18 protein-coding genes are annotated in these 20,624 nt (G+C 74.2%); 5 read left to right on the forward strand and 13 right to left on the reverse strand.

What is annotated here, in order from left to right:
- Positions 1–57: 57 nt before the first annotated feature.
- Together AB0637_RS02970 and AB0637_RS02975 are read right to left on the reverse strand one after the other, a co-directional pair.
- The gene (locus AB0637_RS02970) at positions 58–642 is read right to left on the reverse strand and encodes a histidine phosphatase family protein (protein ID WP_366169667.1); all 585 of its coding nucleotides are present in this window, start codon (positions 640–642) and stop codon (positions 58–60) included.
- Positions 639–1,715: a hypothetical protein gene (locus tag AB0637_RS02975; protein WP_366169668.1), complete on the reverse strand. Its 1,077-nt coding sequence runs from the start codon at positions 1,713–1,715 to the stop codon at positions 639–641. The genes AB0637_RS02970 and AB0637_RS02975 overlap by 4 nt, the downstream gene beginning before the upstream one ends.
- Before the next feature lie 163 nt (positions 1,716–1,878).
- Here AB0637_RS02975 and AB0637_RS02980 point away from each other — a divergent pair, with 163 nt between their 5' ends.
- On the forward strand, positions 1,879–2,967 hold the full coding sequence (locus AB0637_RS02980; RefSeq protein ID WP_366169669.1) for a DUF2254 domain-containing protein: 1,089 nt from the start codon (positions 1,879–1,881) through the stop codon (positions 2,965–2,967).
- Positions 2,968–3,191: 224 nt separating this feature from the next.
- Here the strand turns inward: AB0637_RS02980 and AB0637_RS02985 are convergent, their stop codons facing one another.
- On the reverse strand, positions 3,192–4,400 hold the full coding sequence (locus tag AB0637_RS02985) for an FAD-binding domain-containing protein (RefSeq protein WP_366169670.1): 1,209 nt from the start codon (positions 4,398–4,400) through the stop codon (positions 3,192–3,194).
- 56 nt (positions 4,401–4,456) lie between these two features.
- On the opposite strand from AB0637_RS02985, the gene AB0637_RS02990 reads away from it, so the two are divergent.
- Positions 4,457–4,681, forward strand: coding sequence for a hypothetical protein (locus tag AB0637_RS02990; protein ID WP_366169671.1), 225 nt, complete (start codon positions 4,457–4,459; stop codon positions 4,679–4,681).
- 74 nt (positions 4,682–4,755) lie between these two features.
- Entirely contained in the window at positions 4,756–6,705 is a 1,950-nt protein-coding gene (gene dxs / locus AB0637_RS02995) for a 1-deoxy-D-xylulose-5-phosphate synthase (RefSeq protein ID WP_366169672.1), read from the forward strand.
- A 6-nt stretch (positions 6,706–6,711) separates the two neighbouring features.
- Here dxs and AB0637_RS03000 read toward each other — a convergent pair whose 3' ends face one another.
- The gene (locus tag AB0637_RS03000) at positions 6,712–7,122 is read right to left on the reverse strand and encodes a MerR family transcriptional regulator (RefSeq protein ID WP_366169673.1); all 411 of its coding nucleotides are present in this window, start codon (positions 7,120–7,122) and stop codon (positions 6,712–6,714) included.
- Between the two features lie 10 nt (positions 7,123–7,132).
- The gene (locus AB0637_RS03005) at positions 7,133–8,290 is read right to left on the reverse strand and encodes an acyltransferase (RefSeq protein ID WP_366169674.1); all 1,158 of its coding nucleotides are present in this window, start codon (positions 8,288–8,290) and stop codon (positions 7,133–7,135) included.
- A gap of 732 nt (positions 8,291–9,022) precedes the next feature.
- On the opposite strand from AB0637_RS03005, the gene AB0637_RS03010 reads away from it, so the two are divergent.
- Complete coding sequence (locus tag AB0637_RS03010; protein WP_366169675.1) at positions 9,023–10,504, forward strand: SulP family inorganic anion transporter; 1,482 nt, start codon at positions 9,023–9,025, stop codon at positions 10,502–10,504.
- A 130-nt stretch (positions 10,505–10,634) separates the two neighbouring features.
- Positions 10,635–10,850, forward strand: coding sequence for a hypothetical protein (locus AB0637_RS03015; protein WP_366169676.1), 216 nt, complete (start codon positions 10,635–10,637; stop codon positions 10,848–10,850).
- 90 nt (positions 10,851–10,940) lie between these two features.
- On the opposite strand, the gene AB0637_RS03020 is transcribed toward AB0637_RS03015, so the two are convergent.
- The 8 genes from AB0637_RS03020 to AB0637_RS03055 form a co-directional block, all read right to left on the reverse strand.
- Positions 10,941–11,732 carry a hypothetical protein gene (locus AB0637_RS03020; RefSeq protein WP_366169677.1) on the reverse strand — a complete coding sequence of 264 codons (792 nt, stop codon included), beginning with the start codon at positions 11,730–11,732 and terminating at the stop codon, positions 10,941–10,943.
- Between the two features lie 158 nt (positions 11,733–11,890).
- Positions 11,891–12,433, reverse strand: coding sequence for a CAP domain-containing protein (locus AB0637_RS03025; protein ID WP_366169678.1), 543 nt, complete (start codon positions 12,431–12,433; stop codon positions 11,891–11,893).
- Between the two features lie 86 nt (positions 12,434–12,519).
- A complete protein-coding gene (locus AB0637_RS03030) occupies positions 12,520–15,183 on the reverse strand; it encodes a diguanylate cyclase (RefSeq protein WP_366169679.1) in 2,664 nt (887 codons plus the stop codon).
- A 102-nt stretch (positions 15,184–15,285) separates the two neighbouring features.
- Positions 15,286–16,311, reverse strand: a complete 1,026-nt coding sequence (locus AB0637_RS03035) for a sugar phosphate isomerase/epimerase family protein (RefSeq protein ID WP_366169680.1) — start codon at positions 16,309–16,311, stop codon at positions 15,286–15,288.
- A gap of 11 nt (positions 16,312–16,322) precedes the next feature.
- Positions 16,323–17,516, reverse strand: a complete 1,194-nt coding sequence (locus AB0637_RS03040; protein WP_366169681.1) for a Gfo/Idh/MocA family oxidoreductase — start codon at positions 17,514–17,516, stop codon at positions 16,323–16,325.
- Positions 17,517–17,598: 82 nt separating this feature from the next.
- Positions 17,599–18,633, reverse strand: a complete 1,035-nt coding sequence (locus AB0637_RS03045; protein WP_366169682.1) for a LacI family DNA-binding transcriptional regulator — start codon at positions 18,631–18,633, stop codon at positions 17,599–17,601.
- 123 nt (positions 18,634–18,756) lie between these two features.
- Entirely contained in the window at positions 18,757–19,845 is a 1,089-nt protein-coding gene (locus AB0637_RS03050) for a Gfo/Idh/MocA family oxidoreductase (RefSeq protein ID WP_366169683.1), read from the reverse strand.
- Positions 19,842–20,621: a ThuA domain-containing protein gene (locus AB0637_RS03055; RefSeq protein ID WP_366169684.1), complete on the reverse strand. Its 780-nt coding sequence runs from the start codon at positions 20,619–20,621 to the stop codon at positions 19,842–19,844. Before AB0637_RS03055 ends, AB0637_RS03050 begins: the two co-directional genes overlap by 4 nt.
- Positions 20,622–20,624: the final 3 nt, after the last annotated feature.

Below are 20,624 nucleotides of genomic sequence, written 5' to 3' on the forward strand. Positions count from 1 at the left end.
CCTCGAAGAGCACTTTCGAGGGCGGAGGGAGTGTTTTCCGCCCGGTCTCAGGAGGGGTCAGACGGTGAGGTGGTCGGTGGCCGCGAGCCGGACGAGGCGCCACACCCCGTCGACCAGCGCGAGCGCGGTCAGCGCCCCCGGCGGGACGCCGTCCGCGTCGAGGTGCACCGGGACCGCGCCGTCGCCGAACGTGGTGCGGAGGAAGTCGACCGTGACGCCCCCGTGGGTCACCGCGACCACGGGCGCCGTCGTCGCCAGCCGCCGAAGCGCCGCGTCGAGCCGGTCCCCCGCCGCGCGTGAGGAGTCGCCCGAGCGCGGGCGGTGGTCCCGGTCTGCGGTGGCGCGGCCCCAGTCGGCGAGGAACTCCTCGACGGTCTGCGTCCCCGGCACCCACTCCATCCGCTCGGCGAGATCGGCCTCCACGACCGTCGCCAGCCCCAGCGCCCGGGCCAGCGGCGCGGCGGTCTGCCGGGTGCGACGGCGGGGACTCGCGTGGACGGCCCGGACGCCGTGGTCCGCGAGCGCCGCGGCGACGTCGTGGGCCTGCCGCACCCCGCGCCGGGTGAGGCCGGGGTCGGCGCCCCGGCCCTTCTCGGCGTGCTGGACGACGACGACCGTCCCCGGAGGGTGCGGAGGGGTCACCGGTCCCTGCCCACGAACGCGTGCATCAGCCGCTGCAGCTCCGGCAGCAGGCGCACGACCTCGTACCTGACGGGCGGGACGGCCTGCACGCAGTCGACGACCCGGTACCAGGCGTCCTCCTCCGGGCCGAGCCACGCGCCGGCCCCGGTCACCAGCAGGTGGGGGTCGGCGACCCGAGCCACCCCGCCCTGCCACCACAACCGCACCTGACGGTGCGCCGCCCGGTAGACGGTCGGTGGCAGCCAGTCGACGAACGACAGGGCGGACAGCGTCAGGAGGTGGTGGACGGCGAGGACCTCGGGGGCACCGAGAGCGCGCGCGAGCTCCTCCAGCAGCTCGATCCGCAGGCCGACCACACGCCACGCCTCGGACGGGGGGACGCGCAGCGCGTCGAGCCTCCCCCGCACGGACGGCGTCGACTCGAGCGTCGCTGTCCGCTCCTCCGCCCTCGAGCCCCCGTCGTCCGCCAGGCACCGCGGCCAGGGGCAGGGGTCGTGCGGGGCGAGGCGGCGGACGAAGGGCGGACGCGTCAGGGCGGGGTCGGCTCCGGGGAAGGCGCGGTCGAGGAAGGCCCGCGTGAACGGCTCCCGTCCGGGGTCCAGGACGGTGGGAGCCGCCGGTGGCCAGTCCAGCAGGTCGGAGGTGTCGGCGACCCGGAGCAGCTCCTCCCACCGTCCCAAGTGCCGTTCGGCCACCGTCGGCCACAGCTCGGACAGCTGCTGCTCGAGCCGGAGCAGGTCGTCCCGGTCCTCGACGACCCAGCCGTGGTGGTGCGGCTGCGGGAGCAGCTCCCCCAGCGGCGCCTTCAGCGCGTACGGGCGGTTGTCCGCCTCGTCGACCGCGGGCGTACCCGGGCCGAGGAGTTCCGCGGACCGGACGGCGTCCTGGGTCCGGAACATCGCCACGGAGAGCCACACGCCCCGCCCCCACCGGCACGTCTCGCCCCTCGCGCTGACGTGCGTGGCGAACTCACCGTCCTCGCGGACGACGACGCCGCGTCCCCGGCGGAACCCGTGGGGCGCTAGAGCTCGGGCGGAGGCACGGCGGACGGCGTCGAGCGTCGGACGGGCCACGGAGCTCCTCCCTCGGGTGCGTTCCCGTCCATCGTGGCCCGGGCGGGTCGGGTCGCCACGCCTCCACTCGCGACGGAGACCGTCCGACGGGGGGCCGACACGGTCACCGGACACCCCACCTCCTCGACGGGTCGAGCACGCCGCCTGCTGCCACAGTGCGCTCGTGACCCACCGACGAGGCCTTCGGCTCGCCGTCCTGCGGGAGACCGCACGCACCCGGTTGTGGCCGGTCCCCGTCGCGGGTGTCGTCCTGGCGGTGCTGGCCGGGCTCGTGCTGCCCGAGCTCGACGCCCGTCTCGACGACCACCTGCCCGGTCCCCTGGCGGACGCCGTCTTCGGCGGTGGTGCAGGCGCCGCCCGGACGGTGCTGGACGCCGTCGCCAGCTCCCTCATCACGGTCACGTCCTTGACCTTCTCCCTCACCGTCGTGACGTTGCAGCTGGCCAGCAGCCAGTTCTCCCCGCGCCTGCTGCGCACCTTCACCCAGGACCGCTTCGTCCACACCACCCTGGCCGTCTTCCTCGCCACGTTCACGTACGCACTCACGGTCCTGCGCACGGTCCGCAGCCCGAGCGACGACGCCAGCGGCCTGGCCTCGGCCGCCGTCGTGCCGCGCGTCTCGGTCACGGTCGCGTTCCTGCTGGCCGTGGCCAGCGTCGTCTGCCTGGTCCTGTTCCTCGCCCACCTGGCGCGGGAGATCCGCGTCGAGACGATGCTCGCCCGGGTCCAGGCCGAGGCCTGCCGGACCGCCGACCTGCTCTACCCCAGCGATGGGACGGTCGAGGCCACGCCACCGGAGGTGGAAGTCGTCGTGCCCGCGGTGGCCGTGCCGTTGGCGGCTGCCCGGTCCGGCTTCCTGTGCTTCGTCGACGAGGAGGCGCTGCTCGAGGTGACCACCGCCACGGGGCTCACGGTGGTCGTCGACCGCCACCCGGGCACGTCCGTCGTCGCGGGCACCCCGGTGGCCTGGTGCTGGTCCGCGACCGGCGGGGAGCCCCCGCGCGAGGGACTGGACCGGGTGCGGGAGGTCGTCGCGGACGCCGTGGTCGTCGGACCGGAACCGACGCAGGCCCAGGTCCTGCGCCTGGTCGTGCGGCGGCCGGGCGTCCCCGCACTGCTGGACCTGGCCGTGGCGCAGCCCGCGCGCTACGGCGCGGCGGACCCGGTCCTGCTGACGCGGGTCGCCGCCCTGCTGGGGGAGGTCGCGTGGTGCACGGGGCGTCCCCCGGTGCTGCACGCGGTGGGGGCGTAGCTGGACCGCCTGGAAGCGCTCGTGGCCACCCAGTCCCACGACAGCCTCGAGCGGGCTCAGCTCCTCGCAGAGGTGGACCGGGCGAGGGCGGCGGTGACCCGCTCCGCCACGGCCCGCTGACCACCGGCTGACGGCCGAGAGCACACCGCGCGCCCCTGCAGCCGGTCCGGGAGGGCGGAAAGAGTGTTTTCCGCGCGGGGTCCGGGGCCGGGCGAGGGGGCCGGTCAGCGGACGGTCCGCACCCAGGCGCTGAAGGAGCGGAGGGACCCGGAGCCGGGACGGCGCAGCCACGGCCACGGGTGCAGGGCGGCGACGTCGAGACGCGCGGAGCGGCGCGCGAACCCGGGGACGGGGGCGAACGTGACGGCGAGGCGGCGGCCGGCGAGCTCGGTGACGGGGTCGCCGAGGTGGACGTCGCACCCGAGCTCGGCGAGGGTCTCGGCGAGGAACACCAACCGCTTCCCGGACAACCGCAACCGGCGCAGCAAGGGCTCGTCGAGGACGAAGACCGCGGGCAGGTCGGGGTGCGCGGCCAGGGCCGGGTCGGTGTCGCCGAGGGACTCCGCCGTGAGCCACACGGTGTCGGGCTCGCCCTGCACCTCGGGCCGCTGCGGGCCGGCGTCGGTCGGGCCGCCGGCCAGACCCTCGGGCGGGTCGACGCGCGGTCCGGCGTCGATCTCGGGCCAGTCCTGGACGGGGCAGGCGTTCCGCAGCGCGCACGTCCCGCAGAGCCCGGGGGCGCGCTTCTCGACCTGCCAGCGGCTGAACCCGTAGACCTTCCCGGTGCCGGTCCCGACGGCCCACTGCCAGCCGAGCCGGTTCGCGGCGGCGGACCCGTCGAGGAGGTGGCGGTACATCTCGTGCGCGCCCTCGCGCCAGTCCGCGCCCGCCCGCACCGACCACTGCGAGGCGAGCCACATCCGGGTCTGGTTCACGAGCCAGCCGTCCTCGTGCAGCTCCCCCGTCGTCGCGGCGACGCAGGCCATCTCGTTCGGCCACGGCTCCCGCGGCCACGGCTGCGCCGGGACGGGGGCGCCGAAGCGCAGGTCCTGACCGGTGGCGCGCCCGACGCGGGCGTAGAGGTGGCGGGCGTACTCCTGCCACAGCAGCTCGTCGCGGAACTTCGAGCGGTCGCGGGCGGGTGCGTCCCCCGCGGCGGCCCACACCGTCGGCAGCGGCAGCAGGCCGTGCCGGATGTACGGGGACAGCCGCGTCGCCCCGCGCCGGGACGCGGGCAGCACCTCGTTGCGCCGGGCGGCGTAGCCCGTGAGGTCGAGGGTGGCGAGCGCGGCGTCGGCCGCGGACTGGCCGCCGCGGACGGCCGAGCCGGTGATCTGGTCCGGGGACTCCTCGACGACGAGGTGCCCGAGGTGGGTCCGGACCCAGTCGAGGACCGCCGCGCGGTCCGTGGGCGGCGCAGGCAGGCGGGGCACGGCGTCATCCTGGCTCCCGCGTGCGCCACCCGCCCGTCCGGAGGCACCCTGGATCCGTGGAGGACACCGCTCGGGACGAGGCCGCAGGGCGCACGTCGACGCCCCGCTTCGTCCTGGCGGCGGTGGTCGTCGGCGTCGTGGTTGCGGCCTTCGCCGCCCTCGCATTCGGCGACAGCCCGGTGCGGGCCGCGCTGGAGGGTGTGGCCGTCGTGGTCGTGCTGCTGGCGTTCGGCGGGGCGGAGCGCTGGACGCGGGGACGCACGCGCCGCACGCCGCGCTGAGCCGTGCGTGACGGCACGGACTGGCGCGCACCCGGCAGCCGCCTAAGCTGCCCGAGCAGACGAGAGGAGCACCTGTGGACCTGCTCGGATCGATCCGGTCTCCCCGAGACCTCGACGACCTGACCCCCGCGCAACTGGTCGAGCTGGCGGCGGAGATCCGGCGCTTCCTCGTGGCGGCCGTGGCGAAGACGGGCGGTCACCTGGGGCCGAACCTCGGCGTGGTGGAGCTGACGCTGGCGCTGCACCGCGTCTTCGACTCCCCCAAGGACCCGATCATCTTCGACACGGGCCACCAGTCGTACGTCCACAAGCTCCTGACGGGACGGCAGGACTTCTCCCGCCTGCGCGAACGCGGCGGGCTCGCCGGCTACCCGCAGCGCAGCGAGTCCGAGCACGACATCGTCGAGTCCTCGCACGCGTCGGCGTCCCTGTCGTGGGCCGACGGCATCTCCCGCGCGTTCACCATGAGCGGCCAGACCGACCGCACGGTCGTCGCCGTCGTCGGCGACGGGGCCCTCACAGGCGGGATGACGTGGGAAGCCCTCAACAACATGTCGCACGACAACGACCGCCGGTTGGTGATCGTCGTCAACGACAACGGGCGGTCCTACGGCGCCACGATCGGCGGGATGGCGCGGTTCCTCAGCACCGTCCGGACCCGCAGCGAGTACCGCCGCCTGCACGAGAAGAGCCAGGCCGCGGCCGAGCGCTTCGGTTCTCCCGGACGCGCGTTCTACCGGGGGCTGCGCGGCGGGATGCGCGGTTTCCTCGCCCGGTTCACGGACAACGAGGCCCTGTACTCCAACCTCGACATCAAGTACGTCGGTCCGGTCGACGGCCACGACCAGGAGGCGCTCGAGCAGGCGCTGCGCCAGGCGCGCGACTACGGGACGCCCGTCATCGTCCACGCGATCACCGAGAAGGGGCACGGGTTCGAACCGGCCCTGCTCGACCAGGCCGACCAGTTCCACGCCGTCGGCAAGATCGACCCGACGACCGGGGAGTCGCTCGAGGTCGCGGGCGGGACGACGTGGACGTCGGTGTTCTCGAACGAACTCGCCGACCTCGCCGACGAGAACCCCCGGCTCGTGGGGATCACGGCGGCCATGCTGCGCCCCACCGGGTTGCACACGTTCGCCGAACGCCACCCCGGTCGCGTGGTCGACGTCGGCATCGCCGAGCAGCACGCCGTGACGACCGCCGCGGGCCTGGCCTACGGGGGTCTGCACCCCGTCGTCGCCCTCTACGCGACGTTCGTGAACCGCGCGTTCGACCAGGTCCTCATGGACGTGGCCCTGCACAAGGCGGGGGTGACGTTCGTGTTCGACCGCGCCGGTGTGACGGGTCCGGACGGGCCGAGCCACCACGGCATGTGGGACCTCGCTCTGCTGCAGGTGGTTCCGGGCATCCGGATCGCGGCACCCCGCGACGCGGCGACGCTGCGCGAGGAACTCGCCGAGGCGGTCGCCGTCGAGGACGCCCCCACCGTCCTGCGCTACCCCAAGGGTGCGGTCGGCCCGGACGTGCCGCGGTTGTTCCGCCTGCCCGACGGGGTCGACGTCCTCGCCGAGGCGCCCGACGGGTCCCGGGACGTCCTGCTCGTCGCCGTGGGGTCGATGGCGACGACGGCGCTGGAGACGGCGGCAATGCTCGCCGCCCAGGGCATCGGCACGACGGTCGTCGACCCGCGCTGGGTCGTGCCGGTCGCGGGTTCCCTCGTCGAGCTGTGCCGTGAGCACCGCCTCGTCGTGACGATCGAGGACGGCGTGCGCGTCGGCGGCATCGGAACGCGGTTGCGGCAGGACCTGCGGGAGGCCGACGTCGACACCGGCGTCACCGAACTCGGGCTGCCCGACCAGTTCCTCGACCACGCCTCGCGGAACCAGATCCTGCGCGACGCCGGCCTGGACGCGCAGTCGATCGCGCACCGGATCATCGACCAGGTCATCGGCACCCGGTTGCCGCAGGCCCGTCCGCTGCGCGAGCGCTCCTCCGTGGGTGAGCGCGGGGACCTGTCCGACTGAGGGCCCTCAGGGCAGGCGGGCGCGCAGGGCGGCGAGGAAGTCGTCCGCGCCCGCCATCTGCTCGGCCAGCTTGTCGCGCCGTTCCCGCACGTCGTCGATGGCGCGGCGCAGTTCGAGCTCCAGTTCCGGAGCCTGCGCCCCCTCCCGGTCGACGCGGTCCAGGACGGCCAGCACGTGCCGCATCTCGTCGAGGCTGAACCCGAGGGGTTTCATGCGGCGGATCGTCAGCATGCGCTGGATGTCGGACTCGCTGTAGAGCCGGTAGTTCCCCGCGCTGCGGGCGGCGCTCAGCAGGCCCTGGTCGTCGTAGTACCGCACGGTCCGGTGCGACAACCGGACGCGCTCGGCCACCTCCCCGACCTGGTAGACGGCCCCGTCGGCGGCGGCCGTCGCGTCGTCGTGCTCTTCCGTGCTCACCCGCGCCAGCTTAGGCGCGGCGCCCACGGCCCCCGGTGACCCAGGCCGCGTCCTTGTGCGACAGCGCCGGGGACTCGACGAAGCGCCACGACAGCGCGGCCACCGCGGCCGTGACGGCCAGGCTGACGACGACGAACGCGGCACCGACGGCACCCGCGAGGCCCGCGGTCGCCAGGACGAGCGCGATCGGCCAGTGCCACACGTAGACGCCGTAGGACAGGTCCCACCGCGGCCGCCAGCGCAGCGGCAGCCGGACGACGGCGTAGAGGAAGGCGTAGGCGAAGGCCGGGCCGGCCAGGGCGCGGTAGTCCGGCAGCAGCGCGAGACCGGCGGCGACGAGGGCGACGGCGGTGACCGCCAGGGGCAACGACAGGACGAGGCGGTCGGCGTACAGGTGCCCGGCGACCCCCAGCAGGAAGACGAAGGCGAACCGCAGCATGAGATCGGAGCCGACGGGGTTGAACCCCGCGGTCGCCGACACGGTCGTCGCCCACAGCAGGCCCAGCAGGACGAGGACGACCCAGCGGCGGCGGGCCAGGACACCGATGACACCGAGCGCGGCGACGACGCCGTAGCAGGCGGCCTCGTAGAACAGCGTCCACAGCGACCCGTTGACGACGGACCCGCTGCCGTCGTCGCCGAGGCCGGCGATCCCGAACTGCCGCATGAGGAGGGCGCCGTTGGACGTGACGTAGCCGACGGCGGAGTCCGGGCCGGAGAACACCGAGGTGGCGCCGCGTCCGGACAGCACCGCCAGCAGCGGGGCCACGACGAGGGCCGTCAGGACGAGGCTCACGTAGAAGGCCGGGAGGATCCGCAGCGCCCGGTGCCACAGGAACCGGCGCAGGGACCCCAGGCGCAGCCAACTGCGCGCCACGAGGAACCCGCTGAGGACGAAGAACCCGTCCACGGCGAGGCTCCCGACGTCGGTCGCCCCGACCTGCGGTTGGTGGCCGAACCCGAGGTACGTCGTGTGGACGACGGCCACGGTGAGGGCGAGCGCGAGGCGCAGCACGTCGAGGGCGTTGTGCCGGGGGTCGAAGGCCGCGGCCAGGGTCCGGCCCCGCGCGGCGGCGCCGTGACGAGCAGACCGGGCGGCCGGCCGGTCGACGGTCCGGTGGACCGACAGCGGGGTCGGCAGGGCGGTCGGGCTGGATGGCGTGGTCACGGGACCTCGTTCCGGAGTGGACCGCACGCGCCGGACGGCGGTGCGCAGGAGTGGGAGCGGTCGGGGCCGGGCAGGGCGCTCGGGGTGCGGCCGGCGGCGGGAGCGTGCCCCGCCGTCACGTCGCCGTCGCCACGTCCACGAACGCCTCCCCCCGAGGTCTGCTGACGTCCTGAACCCTACCGTGACGTGAAGGTAGATTCCCGGCGAGGGCTCCGCAAGAGCAGACCGGCCGCCGTCGGGCGCACGGGAGGGCGCGGAGTCCGGGACGCAGGGGCCGGGCTCCACCCCGGGGACCCCCACCCACCGCCACCCGGAGCCGACCCGGGCTCGTCGCGGGTCGACGGGACGGCACGGACTCACCCGGGACCGGCAGAAGCGTTGCCGTGCAACGTATCCCAGCGAGTCGGACAGCCTGCCGGAAGCCGCGGGGGCACCCGCGCGGGAGCCGGTCGACGGCCGGCGCCCGGGTCGTCGAGGTCGTGGACCTGCAGGTCCCGCACCACCGGGCCGCGGGGACCGCCGCGGAGGGGACCCCGGCCCGACCACGCACCACCCGGTCGACCCACTCCCCCGACACAGCGTCACGAGGCCGGACGCTGTGTCGATCACGGCCGACACCGAGCCGCAACCTTCTTCTCACGTCAAGGTAGTGTTCTCACCGACGGTGACTCCCGGACACCGCGCGCAGCGACCGGACGACCTCGCCGCCGACTCCCGGCCCCTCCCGAACGGATGCCCGTGACCAGCACCCTGCGCTCCCGCCTGAGCGCCTTCACCCCGACCGTCCTGCGGACCGAGGTCCTCGCCGGCCTCGTCGTCGCCCTCGCCCTCATCCCCGAGGCGATCTCGTTCTCGATCATCGCCGGGGTCGACCCCCGCGTCGGGCTCTTCGCCTCCTTCACGATGGCCGTCTCCATCTCGGTCCTCGGCGGCCGACCCGCGATGATCTCGGCCGCCACCGGCGCCGTCGCCCTGGTCATCGCCCCGGTGGTGCGCGAGCACGACCTGCCCTACCTCATCGCCACCGTGGTCCTCGCGGGCGTGCTCCAGGTCGTCCTGGGCCTGCTGCGGGTGCCGCGTCTCATGCGGTTCGTCCCCCGCTCCGTGATGGTCGGGTTCGTCAACGCGCTCGCCATCCTCATCTTCTGGGCGCAGGTGCCCCACCTCGTCGGCGTCCCGTGGCTCGTCTACCCGATGGTGGCGGCGGCCCTGGCGATCATGGTCTTCCTGCCGAAGCTCACGACGGCCGTCCCCGCACCGCTCGTGGCGATCGCCGTCCTGACCGTCCTCACGGTGGTCGCGCACCTCGCCGTCCCGAACGTCGGGGACGAGGGCGCCCTGCCGGACAGCCTCCCCGTCCTGGGCGTACCGGACGTGCCGTTCACCCTGGAGACGCTGCGGATCATCGCCCCCTACGCGCTCGGGATGGCGCTCGTCGGGCTCATGGAGTCGCTCATGACGGCCAAGCTCGTCGACGAGGTCACCGACACGCACTCCTCCACGACCCGCGAGGCGTGGGGCCAGGGTGCGGCCAACGTCATCACGGGGTTCTTCGGCGGGATGGGTGGCTGCGCGATGATCGGCCAGACGATGATCAACGTCCGCGCCGGTGCCCGCACCCGGCTGTCGACGTTCCTGGCCGGTGTCTTCCTGCTCGTCCTGGTCGTCGGTCTGGGGGACGTCGTGGCGATCATCCCGATGGCCGCCCTGGCCGCCGTCATGGTCATGGTCGCCGTCGGCACCTTCGACTGGCACTCGATCCGCCCCACCACCCTGCGACGGATGCCCCGCAGCGAGACGGCCGTGATGGTCGCGACCGTCGTGGTCGTGGTCGCCACCCACAACCTGGCCATCGGCGTCGTCGTCGGCGTCGTCGTCGCGGCCCTGCTGTTCACCCGGCGGGTGGCGCACCTCGTCGAGGTCGACGGCGTGCTCAGCCCCGACGGGGCGGTGAAGACGTACCACGTGCACGGGGCGCTGTTCTTCGCCTCCTCCAACGACCTCGTCGGGCAGTTCGACTACCCCGGCGACCCCGGTTCGGTGGTCATCGACCTCTCCGACTCCCACGTGTGGGACGCCTCCACCGTGGCGGCCCTCGACGCGGTCACCACCAAGTACGCCGCCCGCGGCACGACGGTGGACATCGTCGGGCTGAACCCCGCCAGCGCGGAGATGCACGAGCGGCTCGCCGGTCACCTCGCTCCGGCGCACTGACCGCGCGGCGGGAAACCCGGTGGCCCGCGCCCGTCCCACCTCCGTAGCGTGGCGCCCGGATCGAGGACAACTCGTCGGGCGGAACTCGTCGGGTGGAACTCGTCGGGCGGAACTCACGGGGGGTGGTGTCGTGGCGTCGGACGTTCGGGCCGAGTTCTCGACGGACCCCGCACCGGCTCGGCCGGTTCTCCTGCCGCCGGTGACGGTCGCCGTGCTGCGCACCCTCACCGGCCGCCGACGGGAACGACGGCGACGCGAAGCACGTCGGGCGAAGACGCTGCAGCGCAGCTGGTCGTGGCCCCTGTCGGTGTGGTGGGACGAGTCGCTCGGGAACTGCCGGGAGTGAGAACGGACCACGCGCCGGGCTTCCCGCGGGTCCACCGGTGGGACCGGGTGTGAGACCCAGCGCAGCACCACCCGTGGGTGTCCGGCGAGCTCACTCCGGCGGCGTCAGCTGCTTCGGCAGGCACACGTTACCGCGCTCGGCGGCGGGGGTGGTGGCGAACATGCTGGCGCACCACGTCCGCACGTCGTCGGCGCTCCCGAACGGGCCGGCGGCGAGCGTCACCCAGTAGGGGTTCCCGCGCTTGTCGACGAGGCCGTCACCGAAGTCGGCCGTCGTGAGCACGAACACGTCGCTCCCGGCCGCGCCGGAGGCGATCTCGCGGGTCTGGGCGAGGATGTCGGCTGCGTAGAACGTGCTGCTCCCGTTGGCCGCGGTCTGCACGGGGTCGGTGGTCCCGGCGCTCTTGGCGGCGAGCTGGGCGACCCACTGACCGCGCGGCGGGTGCGCGGCCAGGCCCTTGCGGCGCAGCTGCTCGAGCTCGGCGGTGGCGGCCGCGTCCGCGGCGGCGGTCCCCCCGGCGGGACCGCCCGTGGCGCTCGGTGCGGGCGCGCTCGTGGGTCCGGACGAGGTCCCCTCCTGCACGCCGGGAGGGGCAGAGGAGGCTCCGACCGTGCGGGCGGCCAGGACGCCGAGGAGGGCGACGAGGACGAGGGCGAGGACCCCGGCGACGACCTGCAGGACGCGTGGTGCGGGTCGCGGAGCGGGTCGTGCTGCCGGTCGTGGTGCCGGTCGTGGAGCCGGTCCTGGCGAAGGCTCGTGGGGCTGCAGCACCTCGGGGGCGGCCGGGGACAGCGTGTCCGTCCCGGGGGTCGCGGCGCGCACCGGGGTGCTGCCGCGCGAGGGGTCGGGATCGAACTGCTCCCACCAGGGTGCACCCGCCACGACGACCTCCCGGCGCTCGGGTACGACCGTCGCACCCACTCCCCGCGCCCCACGCCCGTCCCCTCCGACGCCGGCGGCGCCGGAGGGGTTCCGCGCGTCCCCAGCATGCCTCGCGAGAGGTGGCCGGGGCGCGTCGAGCCGGCTCAGGCCCAACCGGCTCAGGCCCAGCCGGCGAAGACCTGCGTCCAGTAGGTGCCGGAGGCACCTGTCCCGTACGAGCCGGCGGCACCGGGGGCCTCGGCGATGCCGACGGAGGCCAGCCGGCAGTCGAGGAGGTTGGCGCGGTGACCCGGGCTGGCCAGCCACGCGTCGACGACGCCGTCGGCGTCGTAGCCGTAGGCCACGTTCTCGGCGGTGCGCGTCGGGAAGGCCCCGACGGCCGCCAGGCGGGTCCGCGGCGAGCTGCCGTCGGCCCCGACGTGGGACATGGAGCCGGTCGCGGCCATCTCGTCGGTGTGCCGCTGCGCGGCCAGGTCGAGGGCCGGGTCGAGGACGAGCGGGCCGCAGCCGACGGCGGCGCGGGCCGCGTTGGTGCGGTCGAGGACGTGCACGGCGGCGGGGTCCACCGCGGGCGGGGTGTCCGCCGCGGCGGGGCCGGCGAGCGCGACGGCCGAGAGCGCGGCGACGGTGGTGCTCAGCGCGGCTGCTGCCAGCGCACGCCGGGGGGACCGCGGGGAGACCCGCGGGAGGGACGTCGTCATGGGCCGCACTCAACCAGTCCTGTGGACGTCCCAGGGTCACCCTGTGAGATGAACCACACGATCCGTGCCCACTCGATCACTGGCCGTCATCTCGGGGATGAGAGGTGGGACGCAGCACCGACGACCGCGGTTCCCTGCGCCCCGCGGTGCACGACGACCCGACCCTTGCCGGCCCGCTTGGCGGCGTACATGGCCTCGTCGGCGTCGCGCAGCAGCTCCTCCACGGGCACGGCCGCCGACCCCTCGCCGGCGCACCACCGCACCCCGATGCTCGCCCCGACGACCGCTTGGTGCCCCACCCCGGCGTGCCCCCGCACGGTCAGCGGTGCGCGCAGCGCGTCGAGCACCCGGGTGCCGATCGCGACGAGGTCCTCCTCGCCGCTCGTCCCGGAGCAGACGATGGCGAACTCGTCGCCGCCGAGCCGGGCCACGGTGTCCCCCGGCCGCACGCACGAGCCCAGCAGCCCCGCCACCTGCACGAGCAGGTCGTCGCCGGCGTCGTGCCCGGCCGTGTCGTTGACCGCCTTGAACCCGTCGAGGTCGACGTAGAGCAGCCCGACGGGCGCGGTCCCGCGCCGCGCCGCCACCACGGCGTGCTCGAGGCGGTCGAGGAACAGGAGGCGGTTGGGCAGCCCGGTGAGCGCGTCGTGCAGCGCCTGGTGGCGCAGCTGGGCCTGCACCGCGAGGCGTTCGGTGACGTCCTCGACGAGGCAGAGGAGCGTCACCTCCCCGCCGCGGCGCCGCACGAGGGTCGCGGAGACCTCCACCCGCAGCGGCTCCCGGCCGACCCGCGCGATCTGCAGGTCGAGCCGCGCCTCCGGGACGAACCCGCTCAGCACGTCGGCGAAGAGCTCGTCGCACGTCTCCCCGCCGAGGAAGACGTCCCCGACGTCCGTCCCGAGCAGCTCCTCCTCCGTGCGGCCCGTGAACCCGCACAGCGACCGGTTCACCCGCTGCAACCGCCCCGCCTGGGCCCCGCTGGCCCGCACGAGCGCGATCCCCACGGGAGCGGCCTGCAGCGCGCTGCGGAACAGCGCCTCGGAGTCCTCCAGCTCGGAGATGTCCGTGGCCATCCCGATGAAGCCCTGCACCGCACCGTCGGCGCCGACGAGCGCCGTCGTCGTCAGGCTCACGGGGAAGGTGCTCCCGTCGCGGTGGCGGAACGAGAAGCGCGCGGTCCGGGCGCCCTCGCGCGCCACGCGGAAGAAGAGCTGCCGGGGGTCGTCCAGCCCTTCGGCCGCCGCGGCGGCGCGCAGCTCCTCGGCGACGAAGAACTGCGCCGAGTCGGTGCCGACGACCTCGGCGGCCGTCCAGCCCAGCATGCGTTCGGCGCCCTCGTTGAAGACCGTGGTCGTCCCGGACGTGTCGACGGCGACGATCGCGTGCTCGGTGGCCGCGGCGAGCACCCCGGTCAGCAGCTCGTGCGCCTGCGCGACCCGCTCGGCCGCCGCCCGGACCTCGGTGACGTCGTGGAAGGCCGCGACGACGCCGCCGCTCCAGGGGACACCGGGCACGTGCGGCAGCGGACGCAGGCTGGCGTTGAGCAGGACGCCCTCGGGGTGCCGGACGGAGGAGTAGAGCAGGTCCTCGCCGTCGACGCTCTCCCCGCGCAGCGCCCGGGCGATCGGGACCTCGCCGTCGGCGTGCGGGGTGCCGTCGGGGTGGGCGAAGGCGATCCGCTGCCCCCAGTCCCCGCGCGTCGCCCGCGACCCGCCGAGCAGCCGCTCCGCCGCCGGGTTGCGCAGGATCGAGTCGCCCCGGGCGTCGAAGACGCAGACCGCGTCGGAGATGGAGGAGAAGACGGCCGAGAGCAGGTCGGCCTGCTCCGCCGCGTGCCGGGCGTTGTCGACGCTCTCGTCGCGGTGCAGGGCCAGGACGAGGGTGAGGAACCCCAGGACACCCGTGAAGGCCTCGGCGCAGACCGCCTGCACGTCCGGGGGGAGGTCGGCCCACGGTCCCCGCCCCGCCCACGTCGCCGCGACGACGACGGCGGCGGCGAGGAGCACGTGGACGGTCGCCGCGGTCGTCGTGCGCCGCAGCGCGACCCACACGGCCACGGGGATCACGAGGAACGCGACGGGAGCCCCGTCGAGCAGCCAGAAGGTCAGGCCGTAGGTGAGGACGGCGGCCGTGAGGATCGCCGCCCGCTCGGGCAGTCCGGCCGTCGAGCCCGGGGCGTCGGGACGCCGCTCGGCGGTGCGCAGGACGACGGCCAGGACGAGGAAGGTGGAGACGCCGGTCCGCAGCAGCCACTGGCCGGTGGCCAGCGGGACGGGCACCCCGGCGACGGCGAACGCCGCTGCCGCCACGGGCGAGGAGGCGAGCGCCCCCAGGCTGGCGGAGACGGCCAGGGAGCGCAGGTGCGCGGGGGTGCTGAGCCGGAAGCCGGCGGGTTCGAGGCGGCGGTGGCTGCGGGCCCCCGTGACGGCCTGCACCAGCGCGGCCAACCCCAGCAGGACCGACTCGGCCACCGGCATGCCGGTCAGGACGCGCAGTCCCACCGTGAGCAGGACCAGCAGGAACCCGTCGAGGAGGCGGTGCCGCCCGCCCGGGGAGCCGGCCAGCCACAGCAGGCCCACGGCCGCCGCCGGCCAGACGATGGCCAGGTGCGCCCCGTCCGCGGTGGCGCTGCGTCCCAGCAGCACCGTGGCCGAGAAGAGGACCACGAAGACGGCGCGCCGACGCCAGGGTCCGCGCAGCAGCGCGGGTTCACCGGGTGCCTCGACGAGGCGTCCGGAGTCCGACGGCACGGGTGCACCCTCCCTCAGCGCGAAGACCTGCGGTGCGCCGGAGCGGGACGCACCACAGGTCTCATCGGCCGAGCGGGTGGGGGCCTTGAACCGGGCCCGGGATCAGCCCTTGGAGCTGAAGGCCGCGTCGAACGCGGCGGCCGGGGGCTGGAACAGCTCACCGAGGCGGCGGACGAAGGCCAGGGCGTCCGGCGCCCCGCGGAGCCGGTCGACGCCCGCGTCCTCCCACTCCACGCTCGTGGGGCCCTCGTACGCGATGTTGTTGAGCTCGCGGAAGATCAGCTCCCACGGGACGTCGCCGTGGCCGACGGACGTGAAGTCCCAGCCGCGGCGGGAGTCCGCCCACGCCAGGTGCGAGCCGAGGCGGCCGGCGCGGCCGTCGAGCTGCTTGCGCGAGTCCTTGCAGTGCACGTGGTAGATCCGGTCGGCGAAGTCGCGCAGGAACCCGACCGGGTCCAGGTCCTGCCAGACGAAGTGCGACGGGTCGAAGTTCAGGCCGAACGCCTCGCGGTGGCCGATGGCCTCCAGCGCACGCTTCGTCGTCCAGTAGTCGTAGGCGATCTCGGACGGGTGCACCTCGTGGGCGAACTTCACCCCGACCTCGTCGAAGACGTCGAGGATCGGGTTCCACCGGTCCGCGAAGTCCTGGTAGCCGGCCTCGACCATGGAGTCGGGGGTGGGGGGGAACATCGCGACGGTGTGCCAGATCGAGGACCCGGTGAAGCCGGTGACGGTCTTCACGCCGAGGCGGGCCGCGGTGCGGGCGGTGTCCTTGACGTACTCCGCGGCACGCTGGCGAACACCCTCGGGGTCCCCGTCGCCCCAGACGTCGACCGAGACGATGTCCTGGTGGCGCTGGTCGATGAGGTCGCAGACGGCCTGGCCGGACAGGTGGGCCGAGATCGTCCAGACCTTCAGGCCGTACTTGTCGAGCGTCGCCTTCTTCTGCGCGATGTAGTCGTCGTCCTTCGCCCCGCGCGTGGAGTCGAGGTGGTCGCCCCAGGTGGCGATCTCGAGGCCGTCGAAACCCCACTCGGAGGCGAGGCGGCAGACCTCCTCGAAGGGCAGGTCGGCCCACTGGCCGGTGAACAGGGTGACGGGACGCGGGGTCTTCAGCGGTTCGGCCATCGTCGATCTCCTCAGATGCTCGTGTACTTCGAGTCGTTCTCGGCGCTGCGCTGCACCGCTTCCAGGACCTGCTGCACCTGCAGGCCGTCGGCGAAGCTCGGCGAGGGGTCGCGCTCGTCGGCGATCGCCCCGAGGAACTCCTGCAGCTCGTGCACGAAGGGGTGGTCGTAGCCGAGGCCGTGGCCCGCGGGCCACCAGTTCGACACGCCGGGGTGCTCGGGTTCGGTGGCCAGGATGCGGCGGAAGCCGTTCTCGGCGTCCGGCAGCGTCCCGTCGAAGAAGTGCAGCTCGTTCATCGACTCGAAGTCGAACGCGATCGACCCCTTCGAGCCGTTGACCTCGATGCGCATGCCGTTCTTGCGGCCCAGCGCCATGCGCGTCGCCTCGAACGTCATGAGCGCCCCGCCGTCACCGCGGCCGAAGAACACCGCGGCGTCGTCGACGGTGACGTCGCCGTACTCGGTCGACGCCTCGGCGCCCAGGCCGGTGTTGGTGCCGGTGCGGGTCGCCTCGAGCGGGCGCTTCTTCACGAACGTCTCGACGGTGCCGGAGACGCCCGTGAGGCGCTGGCCGGTGATGAACTGCGCGGCGTCGATGATGTGCGAGCCGATGTCGCCCAGCGCGCCGGCACCCGAGCGGTCCTTCTGCAGGCGCCAGGTGAGCGGGAACTCCGGGTCGACGATCCAGTCCTGCAGGTAGACGGCGCGCACCTGGCGCAGCTCGCCGAGGCGGCCCTGCTCGACGAGCTGGCGGGCCAGCCCGATGGCGGGGACCTTGCGGTAGTTGAACGCGACCATGCTGCGGACCCCGCGGGCGGAGGCGGCCTGCGCCGCCTCGGTCATGCGCTGCGCCTCCTCGACCGTCTTGGCCAGGGGCTTCTCGCAGATGACGTGCTTGCCGGCCTCGAGCGCCGCGATGGCGATCTCGGCGTGCGAGTCGCCCGGCGTGAGGATGTCGACGACCTGGACGTCGTCGCGCTGGACGAGCGTGCGCCAGTCGTCGACGCCCTCGTCCCAGCCGAACTGGGCGGCCGCGGCCTGCGCGCGGGACAGGTCCCGGCCCGCGAGCGCGACGCGCCTGGTGCGGAACCGGGGCGTGCCGACGTGGTCGACGCTGCGCCACGCGTGCGAGTGCACCGCACCCATGAAGGAGTGGCCGACGACGGCGACCCCGAGTTCCGGCAGAGCGTTCTGGTCAGCGGACATGCGGGCTGGTCCTCCCGGGACGTCGTCGTCGGATCGTGGGGTCGTGCCGTCGGTCGTGCTCGTGCGGATCGTACTAACCGGTTCAGGGTTGCGGAACGTGCGGGGTGGTCCCCGGCCGGACGGAGGAGCGGCGGCTCACGAAGGCCGGGACGCGCCGCACCTGCGCGGGTCCCGTGCCCTGCTCGAGGAGCTCGAACAACCACGTCATGGCCTGCCGGGAGACGTCGCGCGGGTGCGTCGAGACGGCGGTGAGCGGGACGGTGAAACCCGTCGCCTCGACGTCGGTGGCGAGGGCCACGAGGTCGAGGTCCGTACCCGGACGCAACCCCGCCTCCTGGACCGCGTGGACGACGCGGTTGAGGTGGGCCGTCACGAGCAGCGCCTGCGTCCCGCTCGCGAGGACGGCCCGGACCTGCTCCTCGATGCGGTCGCGCTCGAGCGGCACCCAGTCCAGGGCGACCCCGGCGGCCACCGCCGCCTCGTGGGCGGCGGTCCGGAAGCGCGGGACGTAGTTCAGGCCGCGGTCCACCGTCCCGGGGCCCCACGTGAGGGCCGTCACCCGCCCGGCCCCCGCGAGTTCGCCCACCAGGAGGCGGGCCCCCTCCTCGAAGTCGAAGTCGATGCAGTGCAGCCCGGCCGCGTCGTCGGGGAACCCGATGAACAGCGTCGGCACGCGCAGCTCGCGGGCGATCGCCGCCCGCGGGTCGTCGGTGGCGACCTCCATGAGGACGACGGCGTCGCACAGCGCGCGGCCGGCGACCCGGCGCAGCCCGTCGACGCCCTCCTCGGCGGTGACGAGCAGGACGTCATGGTCGCGGGCGCGGGCCGCGAGGGTGATCTCCTCGATGAACGCCATGAGCCCGGTCGCGCCGAGACCGGAGTCGAACGGCATGACGACGGCGATGATCTGGGTGCGCTGGCTCGCCAGGGCCCGGGCCCCGGCGTTCGGGTGGTACGTGAGCTGCGCGATGGCGTCCTCGACGATGCGACGGGTGCGCTCGGAGATCGGCCGCTTGCCGCTCATGACGTAGGAGACGGTGCTCTGGGACACGCCGGCCACGCGCGCGACGTCCTTGCTCGTCACGGTGCGACCCGTGGCGCTCCTGTTGGCGGCCACCTCGTCACCTCCCTCGGCTCGTCCCTCGCTCGTGCTCGTCGATGCGCATCGACCGCCCGCACCGTAGTGCAGCGCGGCCCCCGGGACAACGGTCCCGGGGGCCGCCCCGGTGCAGCGGGCGGGTCAGCGCCCGGCGCCGAGCGCAGCGCGCACCGACGACCAGCCCTTGAGCGCCGTCGCGACGTCCTCGCGCTGCTCGTCGGCGAGGGCGCGGGCGTAGGCCCGGTCGAGGACGTCGTCCAGCCGGACGCGCGCCCCCGTGGCCGCGGACTCCACGGCCGCCTCGACCATGGCCAGGCTGAGGACGTTGTCGTGCACCTCGCCGGAGAACTGCGCCCCCCGCGTGAGGAACGCGACGAACGCCGCGAGCGACCCCGCGATCTCCTGGCCGGGGTCGGTGAACTCCCCCGCCTCGCCCTCGGCGTCCAGCACGGGGCGGTCGTCGCCGTTCCAGACGGCCGACCCCTTCGCCCCGGACAACCGCCACGCGCCGTTCCAGGAGGTCTCGACGCCCGGGGCGCACCAGGAACCGGTGAACGTGTACCGGGCCCCGGTCGACATCTCGAAGACCGCGGCGGCCGAGGCGTCGCCGGAGTACCAGGACCACGGCGGGTTGAAGGACTCGCAGTAGACCGACACCGGTTCGGCGTCCAGCAGGTACCGGGCGAGGTCGAACTGGTGGATGGCCATGTCCACGAGCAGCGGCTGGGCCATCTCCTCGCGGAACCCGCCGAAGTGCGGGGCCTTGAAGAACTCCGTCGACAGCGAGCCCAGGTCGCCCAGGACGGCGGCCTGCGCGCGGAACTCCTCGACGTGCGGGTTGTACCGGCGCGACTGCGAGACGAGGAACGGCTGCCCGCTGACCTCCGAGGCCGCCACCAGCGACAGGGCCTGCGCGACCGTGGAGGCGACCGGCTTCTCGCCCAGGACGGGGAACCCGGCGAACAGCGCGGCCGTGGTGACGGGGTGGTGGGCCTGCGGGACGGTGACGTTGACGACGGCGTCGGCACCCACGCGCCGGGCGACCTCGACGACGTCGCGCCCGACGGGGACGTCGGCGGCCACCCCGCCCTCGACCTCGGCCAGCGCCGTGCGGGCGACGTCGAGGTCGAGGTCGACGACCCCGGCGAGTTCGGCGTCGGGGTTGCGCAGGACGGTCCCGAGCCAGGCCCGGCCCATCCCGCCCGCGCCGACGAGCACGAGGCGGGTCACTGCTGCTCCTGCTTCTCGGGGTCGAGCGCGCCCTCGTACCCGTGGCCGTTGTAGAAGTCCTCGGTGTCGTAGCGCAGCAGGACGGGGTCGGTGCGCTCGGGGCGGACCGTGACGGCCCACTCGACGGCGTTGGAGATGACCTTGCGCACGCCCTCGTGGAAGTACGTCGGGAAGTCCTGGTCACCGGGGCGGAAGTAGAAGATCTTGCCGAACCCGCGCTTGAAGGTGCAGCCGGAGCGGAACACCTCCCCGCCGGAGAAGCTGGAGATGAAGACGAGCTCGTCGGGGGTGGGGATGTCGAAGAACTCCCCGTACATCTCGTCCTCCTCGATCACCATCGGGTGCGGGACGCCCTGGGCGATCGGGTGGGTCGGGTCGACCGTCCACAGCAGTTCGCGGTCGTGCTCCGAGCGCCAGCGCAGCGTGCAGGACGTGCCCATGAGGCGGGTGAACACCTTCGACCAGTGCCCGGAGTGCAGGACGATCAGCCCCATGCCGGCCAGGACGTGGCGCTGGACGCGCTCGACGACCTCGTCGGAGACGTCCCCGTGGGCCGCGTGGCCCCACCAGGTGAGGACGTCGGTGCCGCGCAGGACCTCCTCGGTCAGGCCGTGCTCGGGGTCGTCGAGGGTGGCGGTGCGCACCGTCACGGCCTCCCCGAGGTTGGCCTCGATGCCCTCGGCGATCGCCCCGTGCATGCCGTTCGGGTAGCGCTTCGCGACGGCCGGTTCGACTTGTTCGTGGCGGTTCTCGCCCCACACGGTGACGTTGATCATTTC

It is taken from the genome of Kineococcus sp. NPDC059986, assembly GCF_040702905.1.
In the GTDB taxonomy this organism is placed as follows: Bacteria; Actinomycetota; Actinomycetes; order Actinomycetales; family Kineococcaceae; genus Kineococcus.

What these genes read in the sequence shown, in the direction of transcription:
- AB0637_RS03025 (WP_366169678.1), bottom strand. Translation starts at nt 12,433, where the DNA reads ATGACGACGTCCCTCCCGCGGGTCTCCCCGCGGTCCCCCCGGCGTGCG.
- AB0637_RS03035 (WP_366169680.1), bottom strand. Translation starts at nt 16,311, where the DNA reads ATGGCCGAACCGCTGAAGACCCCGCGTCCCGTCACCCTGTTCACCGGC.
- AB0637_RS03055 (WP_366169684.1), bottom strand. Translation starts at nt 20,621, where the DNA reads ATGATCAACGTCACCGTGTGGGGCGAGAACCGCCACGAACAAGTCGAA.
- AB0637_RS03040 (WP_366169681.1), bottom strand. Translation starts at nt 17,516, where the DNA reads ATGTCCGCTGACCAGAACGCTCTGCCGGAACTCGGGGTCGCCGTCGTC.
- AB0637_RS03010 (WP_366169675.1), top strand. Translation starts at nt 9,023, where the DNA reads ATGCCCGTGACCAGCACCCTGCGCTCCCGCCTGAGCGCCTTCACCCCG.